Here is a 22,110-nt window from a genome sequence, read left to right as displayed (position 1 = left end):
CACAGTGACGGTGACGCGTGCGATCCGCGAGCACCTGCCGGCGCCGTTGGCCCGGACCGCGGGAGCGGTCCGGCGGCGTCTTCGGGGCCTGCGGTACTCGTACGCGCAGCTGCCGGCCTTCCCGCCGGTAGCGACGACGCCGGTGCGGATGTTGGTCGGACCGACCAACTCCGCCGGTCAGGGGCACACCTGGTCCCAGGCCGCGAAGACCCTGCCGGACGTCGACGCCGTCTCGTTCGCCCTGCACCGTAAGGGCCAGTTCGCGTTCAAGAGCGACTACGGCGTGCCGCTGGCCTGGTTCGGCCAGCCGCGCTGGCAGCGTGCCCAGCAGAAGTACGTCGTCGAGAACTACACGCATGTGATGGTCGAGTCGCTGCGTCCGCTGTTCGGCGCCCGCGGCTTCTCGGACGCCTCCGCCGACATCGAGGCGATGGTCGCGCGCGGCATCAACGTTTCGCTGCTGTTCCACGGCTCTGACATCCGGCTGCCGAGTCGGCACGCGAAGCGCGAGCGCTGGTCGCCGTTCACCCCGGGCGACGAGCTGACCGAGCGCCTCGAGCCGCAGGCCCGCCGGCACGCCGAGCTGGTCGCGTCGCTGCAGCTCCCGGTCTTCGTGTCCACGGTCGACCTGCTGGACGACGTACCGGATGCCACCTGGCTGCCGGTCGCGATCGACCCGGCGCCCTGGCAGCAGGCCGCGCAGCCGCTGTTCGCGGGCGCGAAGCCGGTCGTCGCGCACGTCCCGTCGAACGCGAAACTCAAGGGCACGCAGGAGATCGACGCCGTGCTCACCCAGCTGCACGAGAGCGGCCGGATCGAGTACCGGCGGATCACCGGCGTACCGCACGAGCGGATGCCGAGCGTGATCGGCGATGCCGACATCGTGGTCGACCAGCTCCGGATCGGCCTGTACGGCGTGGCGGCCGCGGAGGCCCTGGCCGCCGGGCGCATCGTGGTTTCGTACGTCGGTGACGCCGTGCGCCACCGGGTGCGTAGTCTGGCCGGGCGAGAGGTGCCGATCGTGGAGGCGGATCCCGACACCCTGGGTGATGTCGTCTGCGGTCTGATCGCGGATCGTGACGCCGCCGCCGAGCGGGCGGCCGCCGGCCCGGAGTTCGTGGCGGAGTTGCACGACGGACGCCGCTCGGCCGAAGTACTGAGTAGTTGGCTCACCAAGAAGGAGACCCTGTGACGGCCCGCATCGCGCCATCCGCCGACGTCGACGACAGCGCCCAGATCGGCGACGGTTCGTCGGTGTGGCACCTGGCCCAGATCCGCGAGAACGCGGTTCTCGGCGAGAACTGCATCGTCGGCCGCGGCGCCTACGTCGGGACCGGGGTCCGGATGGGCGACAACTGCAAGATCCAGAACTACGCCCTGGTGTACGAGCCCGCGTCCCTCGAGGACGGCGTGTTCATCGGCCCGGCGGTGGTGCTCACCAACGACTACTTCCCGCGCGCGGTGAACCCGGACGGGTCGCCGAAGAGCGGGCACGACTGGGAACCGGTCGGGGTGACGATGAAGGAAGGCTGCTCGCTCGGAGCGCGCAGCGTGTGCGTGGCGCCGGTCACCATCGGCCGCTGGGCCACGGTCGCCGCGGGTGCGGTGGTGACCAAGGACGTGCCAGACTTCGCGCTGGTCGCCGGGGTCCCGGCGCGCCGGCTCAAGTGGGTCGGCAAGGCCGGGGTGCCGCTGCTCGACGTCGGGAACGGCGAGTGGAAGTGCCCGAACACGGGCGAGATGTACATCGAAACCGACGGACGGCTGCGGCCGGCCGGAGAAAACCAGGAGGAGAACTGATGGTGCAGCCGATTCCGGCCGCGAAGCCGATCATCGGGAAGGAGGAGCGCGAAGCCGTCGACCGGGTCATGCAGTCCGGGATGCTGGCGCAGGGCCCCGAGGTTGCGGCGTTCGAGCAGGAGTTCGGCGCAGCGCTGGTCTCCGGCCGGGCGTGCGTCGCGACCAACTCGGGCACCTCGGGTCTGCACCTGGGCCTGCTGGCCGCCGGTGTCGGTCCGGGTGACGAGGTCATCGTCCCGTCCTTCACCTTCGCCGCGACCGCGAACAGCGTCGCGCTGACCGGCGCCACCCCGGTGTTCGCCGACATCGAGCCGACGTACTTCTGCCTGGACCCGCAGGCCGTCGAGGCCGCGATCACCGAGAAGACCAAGGCCGTCATGCCGGTGCACCTGTTCGGTCACCCGGCGAACATGACCGCGCTGCAGGAGATCGCCGACAAGCACGGCATCCAGATCTACGAGGACGCCGCGCAGGCCCACGGCGCCACCTGGAACGGCGCGCCGGTCGGTACCTTCGGCGAGTTCGCGATGTTCAGCCTGTACCCGACCAAGAACATGACGTCCGGCGAGGGCGGCATGAACTCGGTCGCGAACGCCGACCTCGAGCGCCGGATGCGGCTGTTCCGCAACCAGGGCATGCTCAAGCAGTACGAGAACGAGGTCGTCGGCCTGAACAACCGGATGACCGACCTGCACGCCGCGATCGGCCGCGTGCAGCTCACCAAGATCGGCGGCTGGACCAAGCAGCGGCAGGAGAACGCGGCCTTCCTGGACGCGAACCTCGCCGGTGTCGGCGTCCCGGCGGTCGCCGCCGAGGCCAGCCACGTGTACCACCAGTACACGATCCGCGTGACCGAGGACCGCGACGGCTTCGCGAACGCGCTGCGGACCGAGTACGGCGTCGGCTGCGGCGTCTACTACCCGATCCCGAACCACCGGCTCCCCTCGTTCCAGCGTGAGCTGGACCTGCCGGAGACCGAGAAGGCCGCGGCCGAGGTGCTCTCGCTGCCGGTCCACCCCTCGCTGTCCGAGGAAGACCTGAACCGGATCGTGGCCGCGGTGAACACCGTGGCGAAGGCGGGTGCGTGAGCATGGCGAACCTGCGTGCGGGCCTGATCGGCCTGGGCATGATGGGCCGGCACCACGCCCGGGTGCTGGCGTCCCTCGAGGGCGTCGACCTGGTCGCGGTCGCCGACCCGGGCGGTGACAAGTTCGGCGTCGCCGGCGGTCGTCCGGTGCACGAGAACATCGAGCAGCTGATCGCCGAGAAGATCGACTACTGCATGGTCGCGGTGCCGACGCAGTACCACGCCGAGATCGCGAAGGCGCTGGCCGAGGCCGGCGTGCACGCGATGATCGAGAAGCCGCTGGCCGGTTCCTCGGCCGAGGCGACCGAGATCGCGAAGGCGTTCGAGGCGGCCGGCCTGGTCGGCGCGGTCGGCCACATCGAGCGGTACAACCCGGCGCTGCAGGCGCTGCGGGTGCGGCTGGAGGCCGGCGAGCTGGGCGACATCTACCAGATCACCACCCGCCGCCAGGGCCCGTTCCCGGCCCGGATCGCCGACGTCGGCGTGGTGCTCGACCTGGCCACCCACGACATCGACCTGACCGCGTGGGTGACGCAGTCGCCGTTCGTCACGGTGGCCGCGCAGAGCGCCCACAAGTCCGGCCGGCAGTACGAGGACCTGATCGCGGTGACCGGCAAGCTGGCCAACGGCACCGTCACCAGCCACCTGGTCAACTGGCTGTCCCCGATGAAGGAGCGGCTCACCGTCGTCACCGGTGAGAAGGGCGCGTTCATCGCCGACACCCTGACCGCCGACCTGACCTTCCACGCCAACGGCACCGTGCAGACCGCGTGGGACGACGTCGCGCACTTCCGCGGTGTCAGCGAGGGCGACATGGTCCGGTACGCGATCAGCAAGCCCGAGCCGCTGAAGACCGAGCACGAGCAGTTCCGCGACGCGGTGCTCGGCAAGGAGGCCGACATCGTCACGCTGCAGCAGGGTCTGACCACCGTCCGGGTGGCCGAGGCCGTTCTGCAGTCGGCGACCGAGGACCGGACTGTCGCTGTCGCCGGGGAGACCCTGTAGTCATGAAGGTTCTGAGCGTTGTCGGTGCCCGCCCGCAGTTCGTGAAGCTGGCGCCGGTGGCGGAGGCTTTTGCCGCCACCGAGCACCAGCACGTGATCGTGCACACCGGGCAGCACTACGACAAGAACATGTCCGACGTGTTCTTCGCCGACCTGCGGATCCCGGACCCGGACGTCCACCTGGGCGTCGGGTCCGGCAGCCACGGTGTCCAGACCGGCGCGATGCTGGCCGCGATGGATGCCGTCCTGGACGAGCACAAGCCGGACTGGGTGCTGGTGTACGGCGACACCAACTCGACGCTCGCCGGCGCGCTGTCCGCGGTCAAGATGCACCTGCCGGTCGCGCACCTCGAGGCCGGGCTGCGCTCGTTCAACCGGCTGATGCCGGAGGAGCACAACCGGGTGCTCACCGACCACGCGGCGGACCTGCTGCTGGCCCCGACCCAGGTGGCGATGGACCACCTGGCCACCGAGGGTCTGGCGGGCAAGTCGCGGCTCGTCGGCGACGTCATGACGGACGTGTGCTTCCGGGTCCGCGACGCGGTCAAGGACAAGGAGCTCGGCGGGCCGTTCAAGCGCGGGGAGTACGTCGTCTCGACGATCCACCGGGCCGAGAACACCGACGACCCGGAGCGGCTGGCCGCGATCGTCGACGGTCTCGCCGCGACCGGTACTCCGGTGCTGCTGCTCGCCCACCCGCGCCTGGTCGCGAAGTGCGCCGAGCACGGCATCAAGCTCGAGCGTCCGGACGGTTCGCTGCACGTCCGCGAGCCGCTGGCCTACCCCGAGATGGTCCAGGCCGTGCTCGGTTCGGCCGGTGTGGTGACCGACTCCGGGGGCCTGCAGAAGGAGGCCTTCCTGCTCGGCCGGGTGTGCACCACGCTGCGCACCGAGACCGAGTGGGTCGAGACGCTGGACGACGGATGGAACGTGTTGACATCCGACGTGAGTAAGCTGCCCCAGTTGGCCGCCCGGCCGGCGCCCACGGGGGACCGCCCGATGCCGTACGGCGACGGACACGCTGCGGAGCGTGTCGTCGCCACTCTCGCGGAGTAACCACATGACAAAGGCCGCCGAAGAGAACCAGACACCGCCGACCCAGGACGCCCCTGGGTCGGCCGATGTCGGGACCCCACCTCCCGGCGCGCCGGTCAGTGCCTTCCCGGGGGAGGCCGCACCGCCGGCCGCCCCCAGTGGGAGGTTGCCACGAGTCGAGTCGCTCACCGGTCTGCGCTGGTGGGCGGCCTTCTTCGTGTTCTGCCACCACATGACCCAGCTGGCGCCGCTGCCGATCTGGAAATTCTTGAAGTACGGCACCTCCGGCGTCACGTTCTTCTTCGTGCTGTCCGGATTCGTGCTCACCTGGTCGTCCCGGCCGGGCACGAAGATCAGCACCTTCTACCGGCGCCGGTTCGCGCGGATCTTCCCGCTGTACTTCCTCACGCTGGTCGCGGCGATCTTCGTCTTCTACCGGTTCGAGCCGCCGGCCGGGATGTCCTGGATCAAGCCGGTCTCGGTGACCGTGCTGGTGCTGTCCGGGCTCCTGCTGCAGGGCTGGTCGAACAACCCGACGGTCCTGTACGGCGGCAACCCGGCGGGCTGGACACTGTCGGTGGAGGCGTTCTTCTACGCGTACTTCCCGTTCGTCTGGCGGGCCACGCAGCGGCTGAAGACCGTCGGCGGTCTGGTCCTGTGCGTCGCGGTGATCGTCGCCGGCGGCGCGTACCGGCTGGCGCTGTTCCACTACAAGGACGCCGTACCGGTGCTGCCGCAGCCGGTGCTGCACTCGGTGGCGTTCCTGTTCGGCATCGGCCTGGCGATCGCGCTGCGAACCGGCTGGAAGCCGCGGATCCCGGTCTGGTTCGCGTTCCTGGTCACCGCCGGCGGACTGTACCTCCTGTACTACTCGGGTCTGCACCCGACGAAGGTCCCGGGCGCGGTCACGATGGGCCTGTGCCAGAAGGAAGTCCTGACGCTGCTGTACGGCTTCCTGATCCTCGCGGTCGCGGCCCGCGACATGCGCGGCGGCCGGTCGCTGCTGCGCAGCAAGCCGCTGGTCAAGCTCGGCCAGTGGTCGTACGCGTTCTACCTGGTGCACGCCACGATCATGTATGCGATCAAGGAGTACCACGGGATCGCCGGCCCGATCGGCTGGTCCAACCTGACCTGGTACGCCGGTGTCTGTGCCCTCTCGATCTTCGCCTCGGCGCTGCTCTACGAGCTCGTGGAGCACCCGCTGGAACGGAAGCTCCGAGGCCCCCGATGAAGAATCACAACCTAGTGGAGTTGCTGTGCGTGTCAGTGTAGTTGCCTTAGGCAAGATCGGACTGCCGCTGGCGGTCCAGTTCGCGGCCAAGGGCCATCAGGTCGTCGGCGTCGACATCAACGAGAAGTTCGTCGAGCTGGTGAACGCCGGCCAGGAGCCGTTCCCGGGTGAGGCCCACCTGCAGGAGCTGCTCTCCGAGTCCGTGGCCGACGGCCGCCTGCGGGCGACCACGGACTACGCGGACGCGATCCCGAACAGCGACGCGGTCGTCGTGGTCGTGCCGCTGTTCGTGGACGAGCAGACCGGTCAGCCGGAGTTCGGCTGGATGGAGAACGCGACCCGTTCGCTGGCCGAGCACCTCACCCCGGGCACCCTGGTCAGCTACGAGACCACCCTGCCGGTCGGCACCACCCGCGGCCGCTGGAAGCCGATGATCGAGGAGATCTCCGGCCTGACCGAGGGCACCGACTTCCACCTGGTGTTCTCGCCGGAGCGGGTGCTCACCGGCCGGGTCTTCGCGGACCTGCGCAAGTACCCCAAGCTGGTCGGCGGTCTGTCCGAGGAGGGCGCGAAGCGCGCCACCGCGTTCTACGAGGCCGTGCTGGACTTCGACGAGCGCCCCGACCTGGAGCGCGCGAACGGCGTCTGGGACCTCGGTTCGGCCGAGGCGGCCGAGCTGGCGAAGCTCGCCGAGACCACCTACCGGGACGTGAACATCGGCCTGGCGAACCAGTTCGCCCGGTTCGCCGGCCAGAACGGTATCGACGTGCACGCCGTCATCGAGGCGTCGAACTCGCAGCCCTACAGCCACATCCACCGTCCGGGCATCGCGGTCGGCGGGCACTGCATCCCGGTCTACCCGCGGCTGTACCTGTACACCGACCCCGACGCCACTGTCGTCCGGGCCGCCCGCGAGGCGAACGCCGGCATGCCCGACTACACGATCGGTCTGCTCGAGGGCGCGTTCGGCGACCTCAAGGGCGCGAAGGTCGTCGTGCTCGGCGCGTCGTACCGTGGTGGGGTCAAGGAGACGGCGTTCTCCGGGGTCTTCCCGGCCGTGGAGGCGCTGAAGGCGCGCGGCGCCGAGGTGTCCGTGCACGACCCGATGTACACCGACGAGGAACTCCAGGGTCTCGGCTTCACGCCGTACACGCTGGGCGCGCCGGTGGACGCGGCAGTGCTGCAGGCGGACCACGCGGAGTACGCGCAGCTGGGCCCGGCGGACCTGCCGGGTGTCAAGGTGCTCGTCGACGGCCGGGACCGCACCGACGCGGCCAAGTGGGCGGGCGTGCGGAGGATTGTGATCGGAAGGTCGGTCAGCCAGTGACAGATGCCGGCCTGCGGGTCGTGATGATGGTCGCCAACGACGTCACCAACGACAGCCGGGTCCGCAAAGAGGCCGCAGCACTGGCCGAGACCGGAGCAGAGGTGACTGTGCTCGGGGTCTCGGCCAGCGGCCTCCCGTCGAGGGAGATGCTCGACGGTGCGCTGATCGTCCGGGTGGCGGTGCCTTTCGCACTGCGTGAGGAACGGAAACGAAGCCGTACGGCGCGCCGCAACTGGCGGCCGCCGCTGGTGGGGTACCGGTACCGCGCGTCCTACGTGGCGCGGAGCCAGCGGATCGCGGCCGAGCTCAAGGAGCTCAAGGCCGACTCCGGGCACGCGATCGCGCGGGCCAAGGCGGGGCAGGGGAATCCGCTCAAGTTCAAGGCCGGCGTCGCCACCCGGCTGGTCCGGCGTGCGCGCTGGAAGGCCGCCGAGCGGGCGACCTGGGTGCGCAAGGGCGTCGGCAACAAGGCGGACGTCCCGTTCAAGTTCAGCTGGCGGGCGTACGACGGCGTGCTGCACCGGCTGCCGTGGCCGGCGCCGTGGCGCAAGCTGCACCCGGAGGCGCTGGACCTGGAGATCGCGTTCGGCGACCTGATCGACCGTCTGGAGCCGGACGTCGTGCACGCGCACGACATGCACGTGATCGGCGTCGCGACCCGCGCCGCCGGCCGGGCGAAGCTCCGCGGCCGCTCGCTGAAGGTCGTGTACGACGCGCACGAGTACGTCGCCGGCCTCTCGCAGTACGGCGCCCGGACCCGGCGGTCGATCGCGGCCTGGGCCAACCACGAGCGCGAGTACATCGGTCAGGCGGACCGGGTGATCACCGTCAGCCCGGCGATCGCAACCCGCTTGCAGCGCGAGCACAAGCTGCGCGACGAGCCGACCGTGGTGATGAACACGCCGAACCCTGCTGACGTGTCGGTCGAGGTGTCCGACATTCGCAGCCAGATCGGCCTCGCGTCCGACGTACCGCTGCTCGTCTACAGCGGCGGCGTCACGCGGGCGCGCGGCATCCACACCGCCGTCCAGGCGCTCGTGGACCTGCCGGACGCGCATCTGGCCGTCGTGTGTGTGCCTGGTGTGGCGACGGACGCGGTTCGCGAGCTGCAGGCGCAGGCCGTGCAGCTGGAGGTGCAGGACCGCCTGCACTGCCTGGACCCGGTGAAGCCGGACGAGGTGGTCGCGTTCCTGCGCACCGCGGACGTCGGGCTGATCCCGATCCTGCGCTACCCGAGCCACGAGATGGCGCTGCCGAACAAGCTGTTCGAGTACGCCTTCGCCGGGCTGCCGGTGGTGGTCAGCGACATGCCGAGCATGAAGGAGTTCGTCGACCGCACCCGGATCGGCGAGGTCTTCACCGCGGCCGACGCGCACGATCTGGCGTCGAAGGTCCGGACGGTGCTCGGCGACCTGGACGCCTACCGCGAGCGGGTCGCCGATCCGGCGTACCAGCAAGAGGTGTCCTGGGCCGGGCAGGCGACCAAGCTGCGCGCGCTGTACGGCGAGCTGACCGGGCGGCAGCTCGAGATCACGCGGCCGGGCGGCAAGATCACGAAGACCGGGCGGCACCTGCTGCTCGGGCCGGTCAACAGTGCGGGCCAGGCGTGGTTGTGGGCGACCGCGCTGGAGCGCGAGGTGCCGGACATCAAGGCGGAGTCGCTCACCACGGGCAGCGGGGCGTTCGACTTCCGCGTGCACCGCACGGGCACCTACCGCCAGTACCGGTCGGATCTGCGCTGGCAGCTGGAGCTCACGGCGTACGCGTTGCGCGAGGTCACCCACGTGCTGTTCGAGGCGGGCCGGCCGATGTTCGGTCAGCAGCGCGGGCAGATGTGGACGACCGACGTCCCGATGCTCGACCAGGCCGGCATCAAGCACGGCCTGGTGTTCCACGGGTCGGAGATCCGCGATCCCGCCCAGCACCGCGAGCAGTACCGCTACTCGCCGTTCCGCGACCCGGACGACGAGCTGACGGTGCGCCTGCAGGCCGCGAACAACCTGATGCGGCACCACCTCGAGGGCTATCAGGGGCCGGTCTTCGTCACGACGCCGGACCTGCTCGAGTTCGTCGACAACGGCATCTGGTTGCCGCTGGCCGTCGACGTCGAGGGCTTCGTGTCGACCCAGCCGGTGCTCGAGCGTGAGGTCCCGGTGGTGCTGCACGCGCCGTCGGCGTCCGCGCTGAAGGGCTCGGCGTACGTCGACCCGGTGCTGACCGATCTGGATGCGCGCGGGCTGATCAAGTACAACCGCGTCCAGGGTGTTCCGCACGCGGAGCTCGCCGAGATGGTGAAGAGCGCCGACATCGTGGTCGACCAGTTGCTGCTCGGTTCGTACGGCGTGTTCGCGTGCGAGGCGATGGCGGCCGGCCGGGTCACCGTCGGGCACATTGCGGACCCGGTCCGGGACCTGCTGCCGACCGACCTGCCGATCGCCGAGGCGAACCCGGACGACCTGGCCGAGGTGATCGAGCGGCTGGTCGCCGAGCGCGACACCGCCCGCAAGATCGCCGACGCGGGACCGTCGTTCGTCCGCGACCTGCACGACGGGCGGAAGTCGGTCGAGGTGCTGCTGCCGTTCCTGAACAACGAGCTCAGCCTCGACAACGCCGAGGACGAGAGCGAGTAAGTGCGGATTCTGATGATCGCGCAGTCCCCGATCGCCGGGGACTCGCGGATCCTGCGGGAGGCGACGGCGCTCGCCGCGGCCGGTCACACGCTGCACGTGATCGGCCGCGACGTTCCGGAAGGCTTCGAGGTGGGCCCCGGGATCACGGTGGCGTCGGTCTCCCGCTCTTCCGGTCTCCGGACCGGGAACGGCGGGCTCACGGTCGGGCACGGGCACACCGGTCCGAAGGTGCTGGCGAAACGGTTCGGGCGGTGGCTGCTGCTGCCCGAGCACCGGTTGCGCACCGAGACGCAGTGGCGCACCGCCGCGGCGCCGTTGGTGGCTGCGGCCGGTCCGGTCGACGTCGTGCACGCGCACGACTTCAACACGCTGGAGCTCGCCGCGGAGTACGCCTCGCGATGGTCTGCCTCGCTCGTGTACGACAGTCATGAGCTGTGGTTCGATCGCGCTTTGCCCGGACGGCCGACGCCGTTGTGGCGTGCGCGTGGGCGGCGACACGAGGTCTCGCTGGCGTCTCGTGCGCGGGTGGTCTTCACCGTGTCGGACGGGATCGCCGCGCGGTTGCGTTCGCGCGGTCTGTCGGACGTGCGCGTCGTACGGAACACGTTCCCACGCGCGGACGACGTACCGGCTGCGCCTTCGAAGCCCGAGGGGTTGCTGTACGCCGGACGCGTCGGAGCTGGGCGGGACCTGCCGACCGTGGTGGCGGCGGCTCGTCAGCTGGCGCCGTTCCGCACGGTGCTGATGGGGTCGGTGGATCCCAACTATCGCTTGGATCTGGGGCCGGTGGAGACCGTCGCGGAGCGCTCGATCGACGAGGTCGACGACACGCTGCGCTCGTACGGCATCTCGCTCGTCACGCTGACGAACACCTGCGAGAACCACCGCCTCGCCCTTCCCAACAAGCTCTTCCACGCCGTCCGCGCCGGCGTGCCGGTGGTCGCCGCCGACCTCCCCGAACTCCGCGCGGTCGTGACCCAGTACAAGCTGGGCGGCCTGTACGAGCCCGGAAACGCGGAGTCCCTGGCCACCGCCGTCCGCTCGGTCATCGACAACTACACCACCTACACCGACGGCGTCCGCTCAGCCGCCACCGAACTCAACTGGGAACAAGACGCAACCACCCTGGTCGCCGCCTACGCAGACCTCGCCGCCTAACGCGGACCGCGCCCTCGCCGCCGAGCCCCAGACAATTTGGCTGGTTGACCAGCCGGGTTGGGGGTTTGCCACCCTGATTCCGGGTGGCAAACCCCGCATGTGACTGGTCAACCAGGCAAATGTGGTTTACCGGGAGGCTTCGACCATCTGTTGCATCAGCTTGGCCGGGTTCTTCTCCGGTTCTGGCTGGGCCAGGCGGGTTGAGGGGACTCGGGCTTGCTCGGCTGTTTGGAGGGATGAGGTGTAGCTCGTGAGGGGGAGGGTGAGGGACGAGCGGGTCGGGTCGAGGGTGATCGTCGCGCCGGTGAACGGTACGGACGGGTTGTCCGGCTCGACCGTCAGCACCAGGCCGAGGCGGTGCCCGGCCGCGAACACCACGTCGTCGGCGTTCAGTTCGAACGACAGGTCGTACCAACGGTCCGACCGCAGCGATTCCTTGGTGTACAGGGATTTGTAGTGCCCGACATCGGCCAGCGTCCGGACGACGACGGACGTGTCCGAGACAGCGGTGTTGATCTGCGTGTCCGCGTAGCACCCGGTGTCGAGCGCGTTCCCGTCACCCCAGCAGACACGCGTGTCCGGGACGTTCGTGACGTTCACGTACCGGTTCGCCGTACCGTAGTCGACCAGCCGCGCTTTGATGCCTGCGGCAACCTTGTTGACCTTGACCCGCACCGACACCTTCCCGGTGCCGCTGACCCGGACGGCCTTGCTCAACTCGTCACTGAGGAACACCGCCCGATCGGTCCGCGCGGCCGTCGGATCGAGGACGACGGTGTCCGCCGACTCCTTGTCCGTCCCGGTGAAGCTGACCGGGCCGCTGGCACCGGACAGCTTGCTGAGTTGCAACGTCATCGGGCGAGCGCCGACCGCCGGCCAGCGGGCCTCGTCCACGAACGAGCCGTCCTCACGCTGGATCGTGGCCTGCGGCGTGTCCATCACGCCGTTCTGCAGGCCCTGCAGCCAGTAGTCGAACCACGGGTGCAGCTTGTTCACCCACTCGTCGCGGAAGCTGAACCCGTCCAGGTGCACGCCCTGGTGCAGGAAGATCTTCCGTGGCACGTTCCGCTGCGCGAGCTCGTCCCACCACTCGCCGAACTGCCGGGTCTTCACGTTCTCGTCGCCGAGCCCGTGGACGACGTACACGCTCGCCCGGACGTTCGACGCGTCGAGCCGGTAGTTCCGCGGGGCCCACCAGCTGCTGTACGAGCCAGTGCGGGTGTCGGAGTCCTGCTCGATCTCGTTGGTCATCTCGACGCACCGCGGCGACGCGTCGTTGCTGACGTAGTCGTGCAAGAAGCCCATGTACTCGTCGTAGAACGGCACACCGAAGCCGCGCGTGTAGTCGTACCAGCTGGAGATGGCGGCGATCGGCACGATCGTCTCCAGCCCGCGAACGCCGGTACCGGCGACCGAGTTCGCGATCGTCCCGTTCCAGGACACGCCGATCATGCCGGCCTTGCCGGTCGACCAGTCGGCCTTGGCGGCGCCGCCGTCCGGTGTGTGTCCGGTGGTGCGGTTGTTCAGCCAGTCGATGACTGCCTTGGTGCCGAGCACCTCGAGGTCGGCGCCGACGTCGCTGCACCCGGTGGAGCGGAAGGTGCCGGGCATGTCGACGAACGCGACGGCGTACCCGCGCGGCACGAAGTAGTTGTCCAGCCAGCTCCCGAACACCTGCCGGGTGCCGGTGGCGTCGAAGTAGCTCGCCGGGTCGCCGGCGTAGTACGGCGAGGCCTGGATGATCACCGGTACGTCGATGCCGGCCTGGGCCGCCTCGCCCGGCCGGATGATGTCGACGGTGATCTGGTCGGTGACACCGTTCGCGTCCCCGTCGAGCTTGGGTACGTCGACCTGCACGCGCTCGTGGATCGCGTTGTCGTAGTCGTACGCGGGCACCGTCGCGGTGCCCTGGACGAAGGGTTTGGCCGTGGGTCCTGCGGCGGCGGTCAGCGACGCGGCCGGAGCCACGACCGCTGCGACGACCAGGGCCAGCCCGGCACGTAACCGAGTTCTGCGCATGGGTGGATCTCCCCCTATGGGCGGTAGGTGAGGCTCTATTTTGTGCACAGAACTCACTCGCGCGCTCACCATTCGTGAACAAGCACGGGTAATACTTCACCCGCAACTTTCTGTGTCCACCTCGTATCAAGAGTTCTGAGAGGGGGCGACATGAATCCACGACTCACTGCCCTTGCCGGGAGCGCCGTACTCGCGTTGACCGCACTGATGCCGGCCGCCGCGCACGCCCAAGGGACGGCCAAGCCCGACCCGACCAAGCCCGGCGCCAAGGTGCCCGGCACCAGCAGGACGATCACCGCGGCGCAGGCCGCGGCGTGTTTCGTTTGGCACGGCGGGGTCAACGCCGCCGGCGGGCACCACTTCACCGACCCGACCGCCACCGTCCCGCCAACAGTGCCGGACGATTGGAAGACGGACGGGGTGTACCAGCCGGGCCAGGTTCGGCTGAGCGCCCGGCAGACCATCGAGCCGGACATCTCCGGCACCGACCGCTACGGGTACGTCGTGATCGGCGACGGGCTCTACCTCAGCGGGTATCAGGAGTACGAGGACGGAACCGTCGACAACAAGTTCCTGAAGCGGATCGGCGGCGGCTGGAGCAGCTTCCGGTTCCTCGAGTCCGCGGACTACGAGAGCCCGGACAGCGTGAAGAACAAGATCTACCGCTCGACGAATTACGCGCTGCGCAACGACGGCGTGCTGTTCCGGTGGAACACCGGCACCAGCGGCTGGCGGTCCACGGGATCGTACCCGGGCTTCTCGGCGGTCAAGACGATGACGCTGATCGCCAAGACCCCGACGTACGACACCTTCCTGGCGAACACCCGGGGCGGGGCGCTGTACACGATCCGGATCCCGGTCGGCTCGGCGAAGCCGGTCGTCAAGCCGGTCCGGACCCGCAGCTGGCAGGGCTTCGAGACGCTGTCTGCAATGGGCTGCGGTCAGTACGGCACGCTGCTGCTCGGCATCGACAAGGACACCAAGAAGGGCTACCTGTACGCCGTCGGGCACGCGAACGGCCTGTCGACGGTGATCCAGTCGCGCGGCCAGGTCCCGGGAACGTTCGACGACCCGGTCGACTTCCGCTGGGTCCCGATCCCGGTCTACGACGTCGCGAACGGTGACTGACGTGATCTCGGTGTTGCGGCGCGGCGCAGGTCTGGCGTGTGCCGCGATGTTCGCCTTGGGAACCGTGCTGCCGGCGAGCGGGAAGCCGGTGGCGACGAATGCGGTGGTGCCCTGTTCGATCTGGCTCGGGTCCGTGACGCCGGCCGGCGGGCACCGATCGCTGGGGATTCACGCGATCGCGCGAATCTCGGTCGTCAACGACGTCATCACTGCTCCCTACAAGCCTGGGCAGATCCGGCTCAGTGCGCGCCAGTCGCGCCTCCCGAACGCGGGAGGTTCGATGACGAGCTCCGGGTACGTCGTGGCCGCTGACTCGCTCTATTGGAGCAGCTACGTCTCCGATGCGAACGGCAAGCTCATCGGTACGCCCGAGTTGCGTCGCGTCGGGGGCGGCTGGAGCCCGTTCAGGTCACTCGAGGTGTCGGTGTACCAGGCGCCGTACCCCAGCACGCTCCACCGCGAGACCGCCTACGCGCTCCGCGACGACGGCAGGCTCTACCGCTGGACGATCAGCAACGGCGCCTGGCGGGCCGCCGGTTCGTACGCCGGGTTCGCCGCGGTCAAGTCGATGACGCTGATCGCGAAGACACCGACGTACGAGACATTCCTCGCCAATACGCGGGGCGGCGCTCTGTACACGATCCGGATGCCGGTGAGTGCATCGTCGAAGCCGGTCGTCACCCCCGTCCGGACTCGGACGTGGCAGGTCTTCGAGACCCTCTCCGCGGCCGCGTGCGGCAAGAACGGCACGCTGCTGCTCGGCATCGACAAGGACACCAAGAGCGCCTACCTGTACGCCGTCGGACACGCGAACGGTCTGTCCACTGTGATTCAGTCCCGCGGCAAGGTGCCCGCCACCTTCGACGACCCGGTGTACTTCCGCTGGGTCCAGACCCACCCCGAGTACGACGTCGCGAACGGCGACTAGGACCGGCCGGACAGCGGTCGACTCCCCAACGCCGCGAGGCGCTCTCGCGTCGCGGCGTCGGCGGGGGTGTAGGTGAGGACGTACTGGCCGTCGCCGGGGAGTTGGAGCGACTCCAGCGAGAAGGTCAGCTGCCCGGCGACCGGGTGGTTCACCGTCTTCGGGCAGTGCGAGCGGTTCTGGACGTTCTGGGAGATCCAGAACCGCTCGAAGTCGGGGCTGGCGGCGCGGAGTTCCGCGACGAGCGCCGCCAGTTCCGTGTCGTCGGCGTACTCGGCCGATGCCCGCCGAAGCAGCGCGACCGCGTCCTGCGCCACGGTCGGCCAGTCCGCGTAATACTCCCGAGAGGTGGGATCGAGGAAGTAGACACGAGCGAGATTCCGCTGCTGGGGGTTCTCGAAGTCCGCGACCACCTCGCATGCCGCCGCGTTCCACGCGAGGACATTGCTCAGCCGGTCGACGACGAGCGCCGGCACGCCCTGCATCGCATCGAGCATCGCCTTCAACTGCGGGCGGACCCCGGCCTTCGGCGGTACGACGGGCGGCGCCGCGCAGGCGAGCAGCCGCAAATGGTCCCGCTCCGCATCATCCATCCGCAGCGCGTCGGCCACCGCGGTCAGCACAGCCGTCGACGGGTTCCCGGCGCGCCCCTGCTCGAGCCGTACGTAGTAGTCGACGCTCACGTTGGCGAGCAGCGCGACCTCCTCACGGCGCAAACCGGACACCCGCCGGTCCCGGCCGGGCCGCAACCCGACGTCCTCGGGCCGTACCCGGGCCCGTCGGCTCTGCAGGAACTCTCCCAGTTGCGGTCTCGCGCTCACCCGCCCAGTATCCCCGCCGCCTGGGTGGTACTGCCGGACCTAGGGTCGAAGCGGATCTCCTGAGCCCGCGCCGGGCGGACGAAGGTGGAGCCATGACAACCTCACGCATCGCACTCGTCACCGGCGCCGCCAGCGGAATCGGCCGTGCCGTCGCCACTCGTCTCGCCGCCGACGGCGCGTCCGTCGCACTGCTCGCCCGGCGCCGCGACCGGCTCGAGAAGGTCGCCGCCGAGATCGCCGAGGCCGGCGGTACGGCGCTCGTCGTACCGGCCGATGTCACGTCCGGGGAGTCCGTCGCCGAGGCTGCGGCGCTGGTGCAGGAACGGCTGGGTGACGTCGACCTGCTGGTGAACAACGCCGGGGTCATGGAGGTGATCCCGTTCGCCGACGGGCCGGTCGAGGCGTGGCGGCGTACGGTCGACGTCAATCTCACCGGCGTCATCAACGTCACCCACGCGTTCCTGCCGGCGCTGCGCAGGTCGGCCGCGACGCGCACCACCGACCTGATCAACGTCTCGTCGCTGGCCGGCGGGCGGATCAACCCCGGCATGGCGGTGTACGGCGCCTCGAAGGCGGCCGTCAGCCACCTGACCCGGACGCTACGCGCCGAACTGTCCGGTGAAGGCATCCGCGTCACCGACCTGGAACCCGGCATGATCGACGGCACCGAACTCGCCGACAGCTTCCCGCCCGACCTCCAGGCGATGGTCAACGACCTCCGGTCCACCCTCCCCGCCGTCCCAGCCACCGAGGTCGCCGACCTGATCGCCTACGTCACCAGCCGCCCCCGCGAGGTCAACCTCCCGCACCTCATCATCCAGCCGTCGAGAGAGAACTAACCGGCGTGCACCCTCGACAGGAGGTGTCGGTCGGTCGGGTAGTGCACCTGAGCGTGAAACTGTTTGTGCGTACGGTGTCTCGCCGGCGCACTACCTGTCGGGCGTGCACACCATCGCCGCCCCGGCCACGATCAGACCACCAGGTGCAGCCTGACCGGGGCGACGCCGACCTCGATCCGCTGGCCCCAGCTGATGCTCAAGGTGTCGGATTCCATCCCGTCGCCGAAGACGACCAGGTCCGATTCGGCCGTGACCGTCAGCGAATCCGGCGCCTTCAGCAGCCCTTCGGTGTTGTCGATGCCCGTCGCCGGCGACGGCCAGGCCTCACGCACGAACCAGCACAGCACCGGGTCGGTCGGCGCCGGCAGCGCCAGCGGACTGCGGCGTTCCTGCCAGGCCGATCGGCACCAGCCGGTCGATCCGGTCCCGGTGCCGATCAGGATCCCGGACGACGACTGCCGCTCCGGCAGCGCGTCGGGCGCGCTCAGCCGGTAGCGCGCGGACTGGTGCGTGCGGTGACCGACGTACACCTCGTTCAACGCGACCAGGTGCTGTCCGTCATCGGTGCTGGCGGCAACCATCGTCCGCTCGGCGACCTGCCGTGACACCAGCAGGTCGGCGATCGCCTCGGGTTCGTGCGGGACGAGTACGCCGGGGTTGCGGGCCGGTTCGGGGTTGATCCCGATCACCGGCTGGCCGTCGAGGTACTTCGCCACGTTCGCGACCAGGCCGTCCTGCCCGACGGCGATCACCACGTCCTCCGGCCCGAACACGAACCTGTCGAGATCGTCGCGCTCGGCGACCGCGCGCCGCCAGTCCAGCGGGATCGCCGCCGACACGGTCGCCAGCGCGTCCTGCTGCGCCTGGTGCCGCGCATCCAGCTCCGCCAGATCCCGTCCGCGCCCGGCCAGGAAGAACCCGGCCTGCTGGCGCGTCCCGTGCCGGGCGACCAGCTCGGTGAGCTCGGTCGCCCGGTGCACGATCACCGCCCTCGGAGGAAGTGTCATCGCTGTTCGGCCAGCTTGCTGAGGATGGGAGTCAGCAGGTCCGGTGTCAGATTCAGCGTGCCGATCTCCGGCAGGGCGCCCTGCTTGATCGCCATCGCCAGGATCGTCCCCTGGTCCAGCTCGGCGTACGCCGCCAGCAGCGCCCCTTCGGCAGCAGCCTCCGCGGCGCCGATCACCCGCTTGGCGTCCGCCTCCGCCTCGGCCAGGGCCCGCTGGCGACCGGCCGCCGCGTGCGTCTCGATCTGACCGGCGGCGGCCGCCTCGGTCGCCCGGAGGCGCTCGTTCTGGCCGCGCTGGTTGACCAGTTGCTCCTCGCGCCGGGCGAGCTCGATCTGGTTCTGCAGTTCGTTCTCGGCGATCGAGCGCTCCCGCTCCACGGCGAGCGCGCGCCGTTCGTACGTCGCCTTGTCCGCGGCCTGCTGCACCATCTCGCGGGTCGGCGTCTGCAGCGCCTTCTCCACGTCACGCTCTGCCCGCACGGCGACGACGCGGACGTCCTCGACGCCGATCCCGAGGCCGGTCAGCCGCTGGTCCTCCCGCAGGCCGGTGCCGACCGCCTGACGCAGCGCGGTCATGCCCTCGGAGAGCGCCTCGGTCAGCGTCATCCGGGCCAGCACGTCGAGTGCGGTCTGCTGAGCCAGCTCGGTCAGCAGACCGCCGAGCTGCTCGAGCGGCGTGGACCGCCACAGCCCGGTGCCCGGGTCGATGCCGAAGTCCAGCCGGCTCGCGGCCTGCGCCGGATCCGTCACCCGGTAGGTGACGGTGGCCTGCACCGCGACGTCCTGGAAGTCCTGCGTGCGGCCGTGGAACAGCAACGGCTGCTCGCGGTCGTCGATCGGGATCTCGCTCAGCGACGAGTTCAGCGCCCGGAACCAGAACGCCTGACCGGCGCCGTCGTGCGCGACCTTGCCGTTGCGCAGGTGCCGCACGTGGGTGGTCGGGTTGGCCCGCAGGTGGCTGATGAAGCGGAACCGGGTGATGTCTGCCATCTCGCACTCCTTGTCGTCACTATGACGATAAGGGGTTGAGTGACTTTTCGTCAAGGTGACGATTAGAGTGGGGTGATGGACTTCGAGCCGCTCGGCCTGGCTACCGACCTGGTCATCCTGACCGTCCGCGACGGCCGCCTCCAGGTGTTGCTGATCCGCCGCGGCATCCCGCCGTACCAGGGTCGCTGGGCGCTGCCCGGCGGGTTCGTCCGGCCGGCCGAGGACCTCGAGACGACCGCGCGCCGCGAGCTCGCGGAGGAGACCGGGCTGTCCGCAGAGCGGATCCACCTCGAGCAGGTCGCGACGTACGGCGCTCCGGACCGGGACCCGCGCGGCCGGGTGGTCAGCGTCGCGTACCTGGCCCTCGTACCGGACCTGCCTGCGCCGGTCGCCGGTTCGGACGCGGCGTCGGCGAGCTGGGTCGACGCGACCGACGTCCTGGACGACGCCGGGCGGCTGGCGTTCGACCACCACCGGATCCTGGCCGACGGCGTCGAGCGGGCACGCGCGAAGCTCGAGTACTCACCGCTGGCCACCGCGTTCTGCCCGCCGGAGTTCACGATCTCCGAGCTCCGCGGCGTCTACGAGGCGGTCTGGGGCACCCCGCTCGACCCGCGGAACTTCCACCGCAAGGTCACCAAGACACCCGACTTCGTCGCCCCCGTAGGCACCACCACAACGCGCGACGGCGGCCGCCCAGCCCAACTCTTCCACCGCGGCACCGCCACCACCCTGCACCCGCCGATGACGCGAGGTTGACCTCCAGCCGACTTGAGCTGGTTGTCTGCCCGGCATGACTCATGTCCTCGTCACCGGCGCCGGCCGCGACACCGGCCGCAAGCTCGCGCTCGCCTTCGCCGCCCGCGGTGCCCATGTCCTCGCGACCGCCCGGACCCGCGACGCTGCCGAGGAGACGGTCGAGCTGATCCACGCCGCGGGTGGCCGGGCGACGGCCGCCGTACTCGACCTCGCCGACCCGGCATCGATCGAGCAACTGCCCGTCGAACGGCTGGATGTCTTGGTCAACAGCGGTGCGCGCTACCTGGCTGGGGAGGTCAGCCCGGCCGACATCATCGACACCATCGGCGGGATCGCCACCGGCACGGTGCTGCTGACGGAACGGCTGCTCCCGCTGCTCAGGGAGTCCGACGCCCCGGACATCGTCAACCTCATCTCCGCCGCCGGCGAGCCCGGTCAGCACCGCTCCGAGGCACACGCAGCCTTCTACGCCGCCAAGCATGCTCAAGCCGGGTACGCCGAGATCCTCTCCGAACGCCTCCGCCCCGAAGGCATCCGCGTTATCTCCCTCTTCCCACCCGACTTCACCCAAACCGGCCCCCGCCACCCCGGCTCCCCCCTCACCGCCGACTCGGTCGTCGACTGCGTCCTGTTCGCCGTCACCCAACCCCGAGACTGCTTCATCCGAGCCTTCTACTTCGAACAGCTGGCGCCATTGCACCCATGAGGTAGATGTGACTTTGCGCTGTCAGAGCAGACACTTAGAGTTCACGCCATGCTCGAGCATGTGTTCGTCGACGAGAGCAAGACCAAAGGTCTTCTCATGGCGGCAACCCTGTGCCCTGCAGAGGAAGTGAATAGGCATCGGCGGACGATGGCGAGTCTTCTGATGCCTCGCGAGCGGCGGATCCACTTCACCAAGGAGTCGCCGGCGAGGCGGCGGAAGATTCTCGCGGTGATCGCCGAGTTAGGTCTTGTGGCCCGCTTGTATCAGGCGGACCGGAACGACATCGCTGCTCGACGGGCCTGTCTCGCCGCGATGGTCCAAGACATCGCGAGCTCGGCTGAGCGGCTGGTGGTCAGCGCGACGAGTCCACCGCGACGGTCGACAAGCAGGTGTTGTTCCACGCCGCGCGTCGGCACGAGTGCTCCGACAGTTTGCGGTACGAACTGCTCGCGGCGCACGTGGATCCGATGTTGTGGACGCCCGACGCCGTGGCGTGGTCGTGGGTGAAGGGCGGCGAATGGCGTGAACTCGTCGCGCCCTACTCGACGGTGATCCGGGTCTAGACGCGCGAAACCCGGCTCGCCAACCGTCCGGATGACTGCCGGGTTCACTTCCCGAGGGCTACTGCCCTGAGCTGCAGCCAACTATACAGGTCCGGACGTTCACACGGAGATCCGTCAAAGCGTTCTGCTGCGAACGGCGAGTTCTTCTGCGGTGATCAGGTTGGTGTGGGTGCCGGGGGAGCTGCAGGCCCAGCTGGCGGCGACGGTGCCGGCGGTGGCGGCGTCCTGCCAGGGGGCTCCGTCGAGGTAGCGGGCCAGGAAGGCGGCCACGTAGGCGTCGCCGGCGCCGTTGGTGTCGACGATCGGGCGGTCGGGGAACGTGATCGCGGGGAAGTGCCGCACCGGCTCGCCGCGGACGTGCAGGTAGCTGCCGTCCGCGCCGGCCATCGCGACCACCACGTCGGCGCGGCCGTTGGCGAGGATCCAGTCGACGCCGTCGGCCGGCAGCGCAGTGGCCGAGACGAAGACGATGTCGGAGGCGGTGGCGAAGTCCTTGTGGTGGTCGTTGCGGCCGTCCCAGTCGTGCAGGTCGGTGGAGATCGACCGGTCGGCGGCGATCGCGTCGCCGAGGGCGTCGCGGGCGAAGTCCATGATCGAGACGTGGACGTGCTGCGCGCTGCGCAGCACCGGGCGCCACAGGTTCGGGTCGACGCGCAGACCGCGCGGGTGGCGGCCGTCGTACATCGACAGCCGGCGGCCGTCCGGGGCGACCAGGTTGACCGACCGGCGGGTGCCGCTCGGGTGCAGCACGACGCGCAGCGGGATGCCGAGCTCGTCGTACGCACGCCGGATCCGCGCGCCCTCGGGGTCGTCGCCGATCACGTCCACCAGTCCGGCCTGCAGCCCGAGCAGGTGGCAGCCGAGCGCGACGCCGTGACCGGTGTGCGCCAGGTACGACTCGATCGGTTGGACCGGGACCGTGTCCACATCCGCCAACGGCAGGCCTGGCACCCGCACGATCGTGTCGATGCCTACTCCGCCGATCACCAGCACATCCAGGTCCACCTGTCCCGTCATACCCGACTTTCGCCAGGGATCACAGGTGTCTTTCGCAAGCTGAACGGATAGTTGGTGTCCGGGCA

Annotated in this window: 20 protein-coding genes; 15 read left to right on the top strand and 5 right to left on the bottom strand. The window is 69.7% G+C overall.

Annotated elements, in window-relative coordinates; translation table 11 throughout:
• The first annotated feature begins 4 nt into the window (after positions 1 to 4).
• The 9 genes from AB0I12_RS40970 to AB0I12_RS40930 are packed head-to-tail and all read left to right on the top strand — an operon-like array spanning position 5 to position 11,272.
• Complete coding sequence (locus AB0I12_RS40970) at positions 5 to 1,192, top strand: hypothetical protein (RefSeq protein ID WP_359941377.1); 1,188 nt, start codon at positions 5 to 7, stop codon at positions 1,190 to 1,192.
• Positions 1,165 to 1,800, top strand: a complete 636-nt coding sequence (locus AB0I12_RS40965) for an acyltransferase (RefSeq protein ID WP_355700999.1) — start codon at positions 1,165 to 1,167, stop codon at positions 1,798 to 1,800. Before AB0I12_RS40970 ends, AB0I12_RS40965 begins: the two co-directional genes overlap by 28 nt.
• On the top strand, positions 1,797 to 2,888 hold the full coding sequence (locus AB0I12_RS40960) for a DegT/DnrJ/EryC1/StrS family aminotransferase (protein ID WP_359941398.1): 1,092 nt from the start codon (positions 1,797 to 1,799) through the stop codon (positions 2,886 to 2,888). The genes AB0I12_RS40965 and AB0I12_RS40960 overlap by 4 nt, the downstream gene beginning before the upstream one ends.
• A 2-nt stretch (positions 2,889 to 2,890) precedes the next feature.
• Positions 2,891 to 3,892, top strand: a complete 1,002-nt coding sequence (locus tag AB0I12_RS40955; protein WP_131292813.1) for a Gfo/Idh/MocA family oxidoreductase — start codon at positions 2,891 to 2,893, stop codon at positions 3,890 to 3,892.
• A 2-nt stretch (positions 3,893 to 3,894) separates the two neighbouring features.
• On the top strand, positions 3,895 to 4,947 hold the full coding sequence (gene wecB / locus AB0I12_RS40950) for a UDP-N-acetylglucosamine 2-epimerase (non-hydrolyzing) (protein ID WP_359941373.1): 1,053 nt from the start codon (positions 3,895 to 3,897) through the stop codon (positions 4,945 to 4,947).
• 4 nt (positions 4,948 to 4,951) lie between these two features.
• Positions 4,952 to 6,157, top strand: a complete 1,206-nt coding sequence (locus AB0I12_RS40945) for an acyltransferase (RefSeq protein ID WP_359941370.1) — start codon at positions 4,952 to 4,954, stop codon at positions 6,155 to 6,157.
• 25 nt (positions 6,158 to 6,182) lie between these two features.
• Positions 6,183 to 7,484: a nucleotide sugar dehydrogenase gene (locus AB0I12_RS40940; protein ID WP_359941367.1), complete on the top strand. Its 1,302-nt coding sequence runs from the start codon at positions 6,183 to 6,185 to the stop codon at positions 7,482 to 7,484.
• Positions 7,481 to 10,114, top strand: coding sequence for a glycosyltransferase (locus AB0I12_RS40935; protein WP_359941364.1), 2,634 nt, complete (start codon positions 7,481 to 7,483; stop codon positions 10,112 to 10,114). The genes AB0I12_RS40940 and AB0I12_RS40935 overlap by 4 nt, the downstream gene beginning before the upstream one ends.
• A complete protein-coding gene (locus tag AB0I12_RS40930; protein WP_359941361.1) occupies positions 10,115 to 11,272 on the top strand; it encodes a glycosyltransferase in 1,158 nt (385 codons plus the stop codon).
• Positions 11,273 to 11,398: 126 nt separating this feature from the next.
• On the opposite strand, the gene AB0I12_RS40925 is transcribed toward AB0I12_RS40930, so the two are convergent.
• The gene (locus AB0I12_RS40925) at positions 11,399 to 13,291 is read right to left on the bottom strand and encodes a CocE/NonD family hydrolase (RefSeq protein WP_359941358.1); all 1,893 of its coding nucleotides are present in this window, start codon (positions 13,289 to 13,291) and stop codon (positions 11,399 to 11,401) included.
• 150 nt (positions 13,292 to 13,441) lie between these two features.
• Here AB0I12_RS40925 and AB0I12_RS40920 point away from each other — a divergent pair, with 150 nt between their 5' ends.
• Entirely contained in the window at positions 13,442 to 14,419 is a 978-nt protein-coding gene (locus tag AB0I12_RS40920) for a hypothetical protein (RefSeq protein ID WP_359941355.1), read from the top strand.
• Positions 14,412 to 15,347, top strand: a complete 936-nt coding sequence (locus tag AB0I12_RS40915; protein WP_359941353.1) for a hypothetical protein — start codon at positions 14,412 to 14,414, stop codon at positions 15,345 to 15,347. The genes AB0I12_RS40920 and AB0I12_RS40915 overlap by 8 nt, the downstream gene beginning before the upstream one ends.
• Here AB0I12_RS40915 and AB0I12_RS40910 read toward each other — a convergent pair.
• Entirely contained in the window at positions 15,344 to 16,165 is an 822-nt protein-coding gene (locus tag AB0I12_RS40910) for a helix-turn-helix transcriptional regulator (protein WP_359941350.1), read from the bottom strand. The genes AB0I12_RS40915 and AB0I12_RS40910 overlap by 4 nt on opposite strands.
• 92 nt (positions 16,166 to 16,257) lie before the next feature.
• On the opposite strand from AB0I12_RS40910, the gene AB0I12_RS40905 reads away from it, so the two are divergent.
• Entirely contained in the window at positions 16,258 to 17,004 is a 747-nt protein-coding gene (locus AB0I12_RS40905; RefSeq protein ID WP_359941347.1) for an SDR family oxidoreductase, read from the top strand.
• Positions 17,005 to 17,135: 131 nt separating this feature from the next.
• Here the strand turns inward: AB0I12_RS40905 and AB0I12_RS40900 are convergent, their stop codons facing one another.
• Positions 17,136 to 18,011 carry a hypothetical protein gene (locus AB0I12_RS40900; RefSeq protein ID WP_359941344.1) on the bottom strand — a complete coding sequence of 292 codons (876 nt, stop codon included), beginning with the start codon at positions 18,009 to 18,011 and terminating at the stop codon, positions 17,136 to 17,138.
• A complete protein-coding gene (locus tag AB0I12_RS40895; protein WP_359941341.1) occupies positions 18,008 to 19,000 on the bottom strand; it encodes an SPFH domain-containing protein in 993 nt (330 codons plus the stop codon). Before AB0I12_RS40895 ends, AB0I12_RS40900 begins: the two co-directional genes overlap by 4 nt.
• A 75-nt stretch (positions 19,001 to 19,075) precedes the next feature.
• On the opposite strand from AB0I12_RS40895, the gene AB0I12_RS40890 reads away from it, so the two are divergent.
• From AB0I12_RS40890 to AB0I12_RS40880, 3 genes are all read left to right on the top strand, one after another.
• Positions 19,076 to 19,759, top strand: coding sequence for an NUDIX domain-containing protein (locus AB0I12_RS40890; protein ID WP_359941338.1), 684 nt, complete (start codon positions 19,076 to 19,078; stop codon positions 19,757 to 19,759).
• Positions 19,760 to 19,793: 34 nt separating this feature from the next.
• On the top strand, positions 19,794 to 20,465 hold the full coding sequence (locus AB0I12_RS40885) for an SDR family oxidoreductase (protein WP_359941335.1): 672 nt from the start codon (positions 19,794 to 19,796) through the stop codon (positions 20,463 to 20,465).
• Between the two features lie 389 nt (positions 20,466 to 20,854).
• Positions 20,855 to 21,028 (top strand): hypothetical protein, encoded by a 174-nt coding sequence (locus AB0I12_RS40880; protein ID WP_359941332.1) that lies wholly within the window; start codon positions 20,855 to 20,857, stop codon positions 21,026 to 21,028.
• Positions 21,029 to 21,142: 114 nt separating this feature from the next.
• On the opposite strand, the gene AB0I12_RS40875 is transcribed toward AB0I12_RS40880, so the two are convergent.
• On the bottom strand, positions 21,143 to 22,045 hold the full coding sequence (locus AB0I12_RS40875) for a carbohydrate kinase family protein (RefSeq protein ID WP_359941329.1): 903 nt from the start codon (positions 22,043 to 22,045) through the stop codon (positions 21,143 to 21,145).
• Between the last annotated feature and the right edge of the window lie 65 nt (positions 22,046 to 22,110).

It is taken from the genome of Kribbella sp. NPDC050459 (assembly GCF_040655315.1).
Taxonomy (GTDB): domain Bacteria; phylum Actinomycetota; class Actinomycetes; order Propionibacteriales; family Kribbellaceae; genus Kribbella.
The sequence above is the reverse complement of the archived record's forward strand: the minus strand, read 5'-3'. Positions and strand labels throughout refer to the sequence as shown.

What these genes read in the sequence shown, in the direction of transcription:
- AB0I12_RS40885 (WP_359941335.1), top strand. Translation starts at nt 19,794, where the DNA reads ATGACTCATGTCCTCGTCACCGGCGCCGGCCGCGACACCGGCCGCAAG.
- AB0I12_RS40900 (WP_359941344.1), bottom strand. Translation starts at nt 18,011, where the DNA reads ATGACACTTCCTCCGAGGGCGGTGATCGTGCACCGGGCGACCGAGCTC.
- AB0I12_RS40920 (WP_359941355.1), top strand. Translation starts at nt 13,442, where the DNA reads ATGAATCCACGACTCACTGCCCTTGCCGGGAGCGCCGTACTCGCGTTG.
- AB0I12_RS40955 (WP_131292813.1), top strand. Translation starts at nt 2,891, where the DNA reads ATGGCGAACCTGCGTGCGGGCCTGATCGGCCTGGGCATGATGGGCCGG.
- AB0I12_RS40890 (WP_359941338.1), top strand. Translation starts at nt 19,076, where the DNA reads ATGGACTTCGAGCCGCTCGGCCTGGCTACCGACCTGGTCATCCTGACC.
- AB0I12_RS40905 (WP_359941347.1), top strand. Translation starts at nt 16,258, where the DNA reads ATGACAACCTCACGCATCGCACTCGTCACCGGCGCCGCCAGCGGAATC.
- AB0I12_RS40945 (WP_359941370.1), top strand. Translation starts at nt 4,952, where the DNA reads ATGACAAAGGCCGCCGAAGAGAACCAGACACCGCCGACCCAGGACGCC.
- AB0I12_RS40875 (WP_359941329.1), bottom strand. Translation starts at nt 22,045, where the DNA reads ATGACGGGACAGGTGGACCTGGATGTGCTGGTGATCGGCGGAGTAGGC.
- AB0I12_RS40925 (WP_359941358.1), bottom strand. Translation starts at nt 13,291, where the DNA reads ATGCGCAGAACTCGGTTACGTGCCGGGCTGGCCCTGGTCGTCGCAGCG.
- wecB (WP_359941373.1), top strand. Translation starts at nt 3,895, where the DNA reads ATGAAGGTTCTGAGCGTTGTCGGTGCCCGCCCGCAGTTCGTGAAGCTG.
- AB0I12_RS40895 (WP_359941341.1), bottom strand. Translation starts at nt 19,000, where the DNA reads ATGGCAGACATCACCCGGTTCCGCTTCATCAGCCACCTGCGGGCCAAC.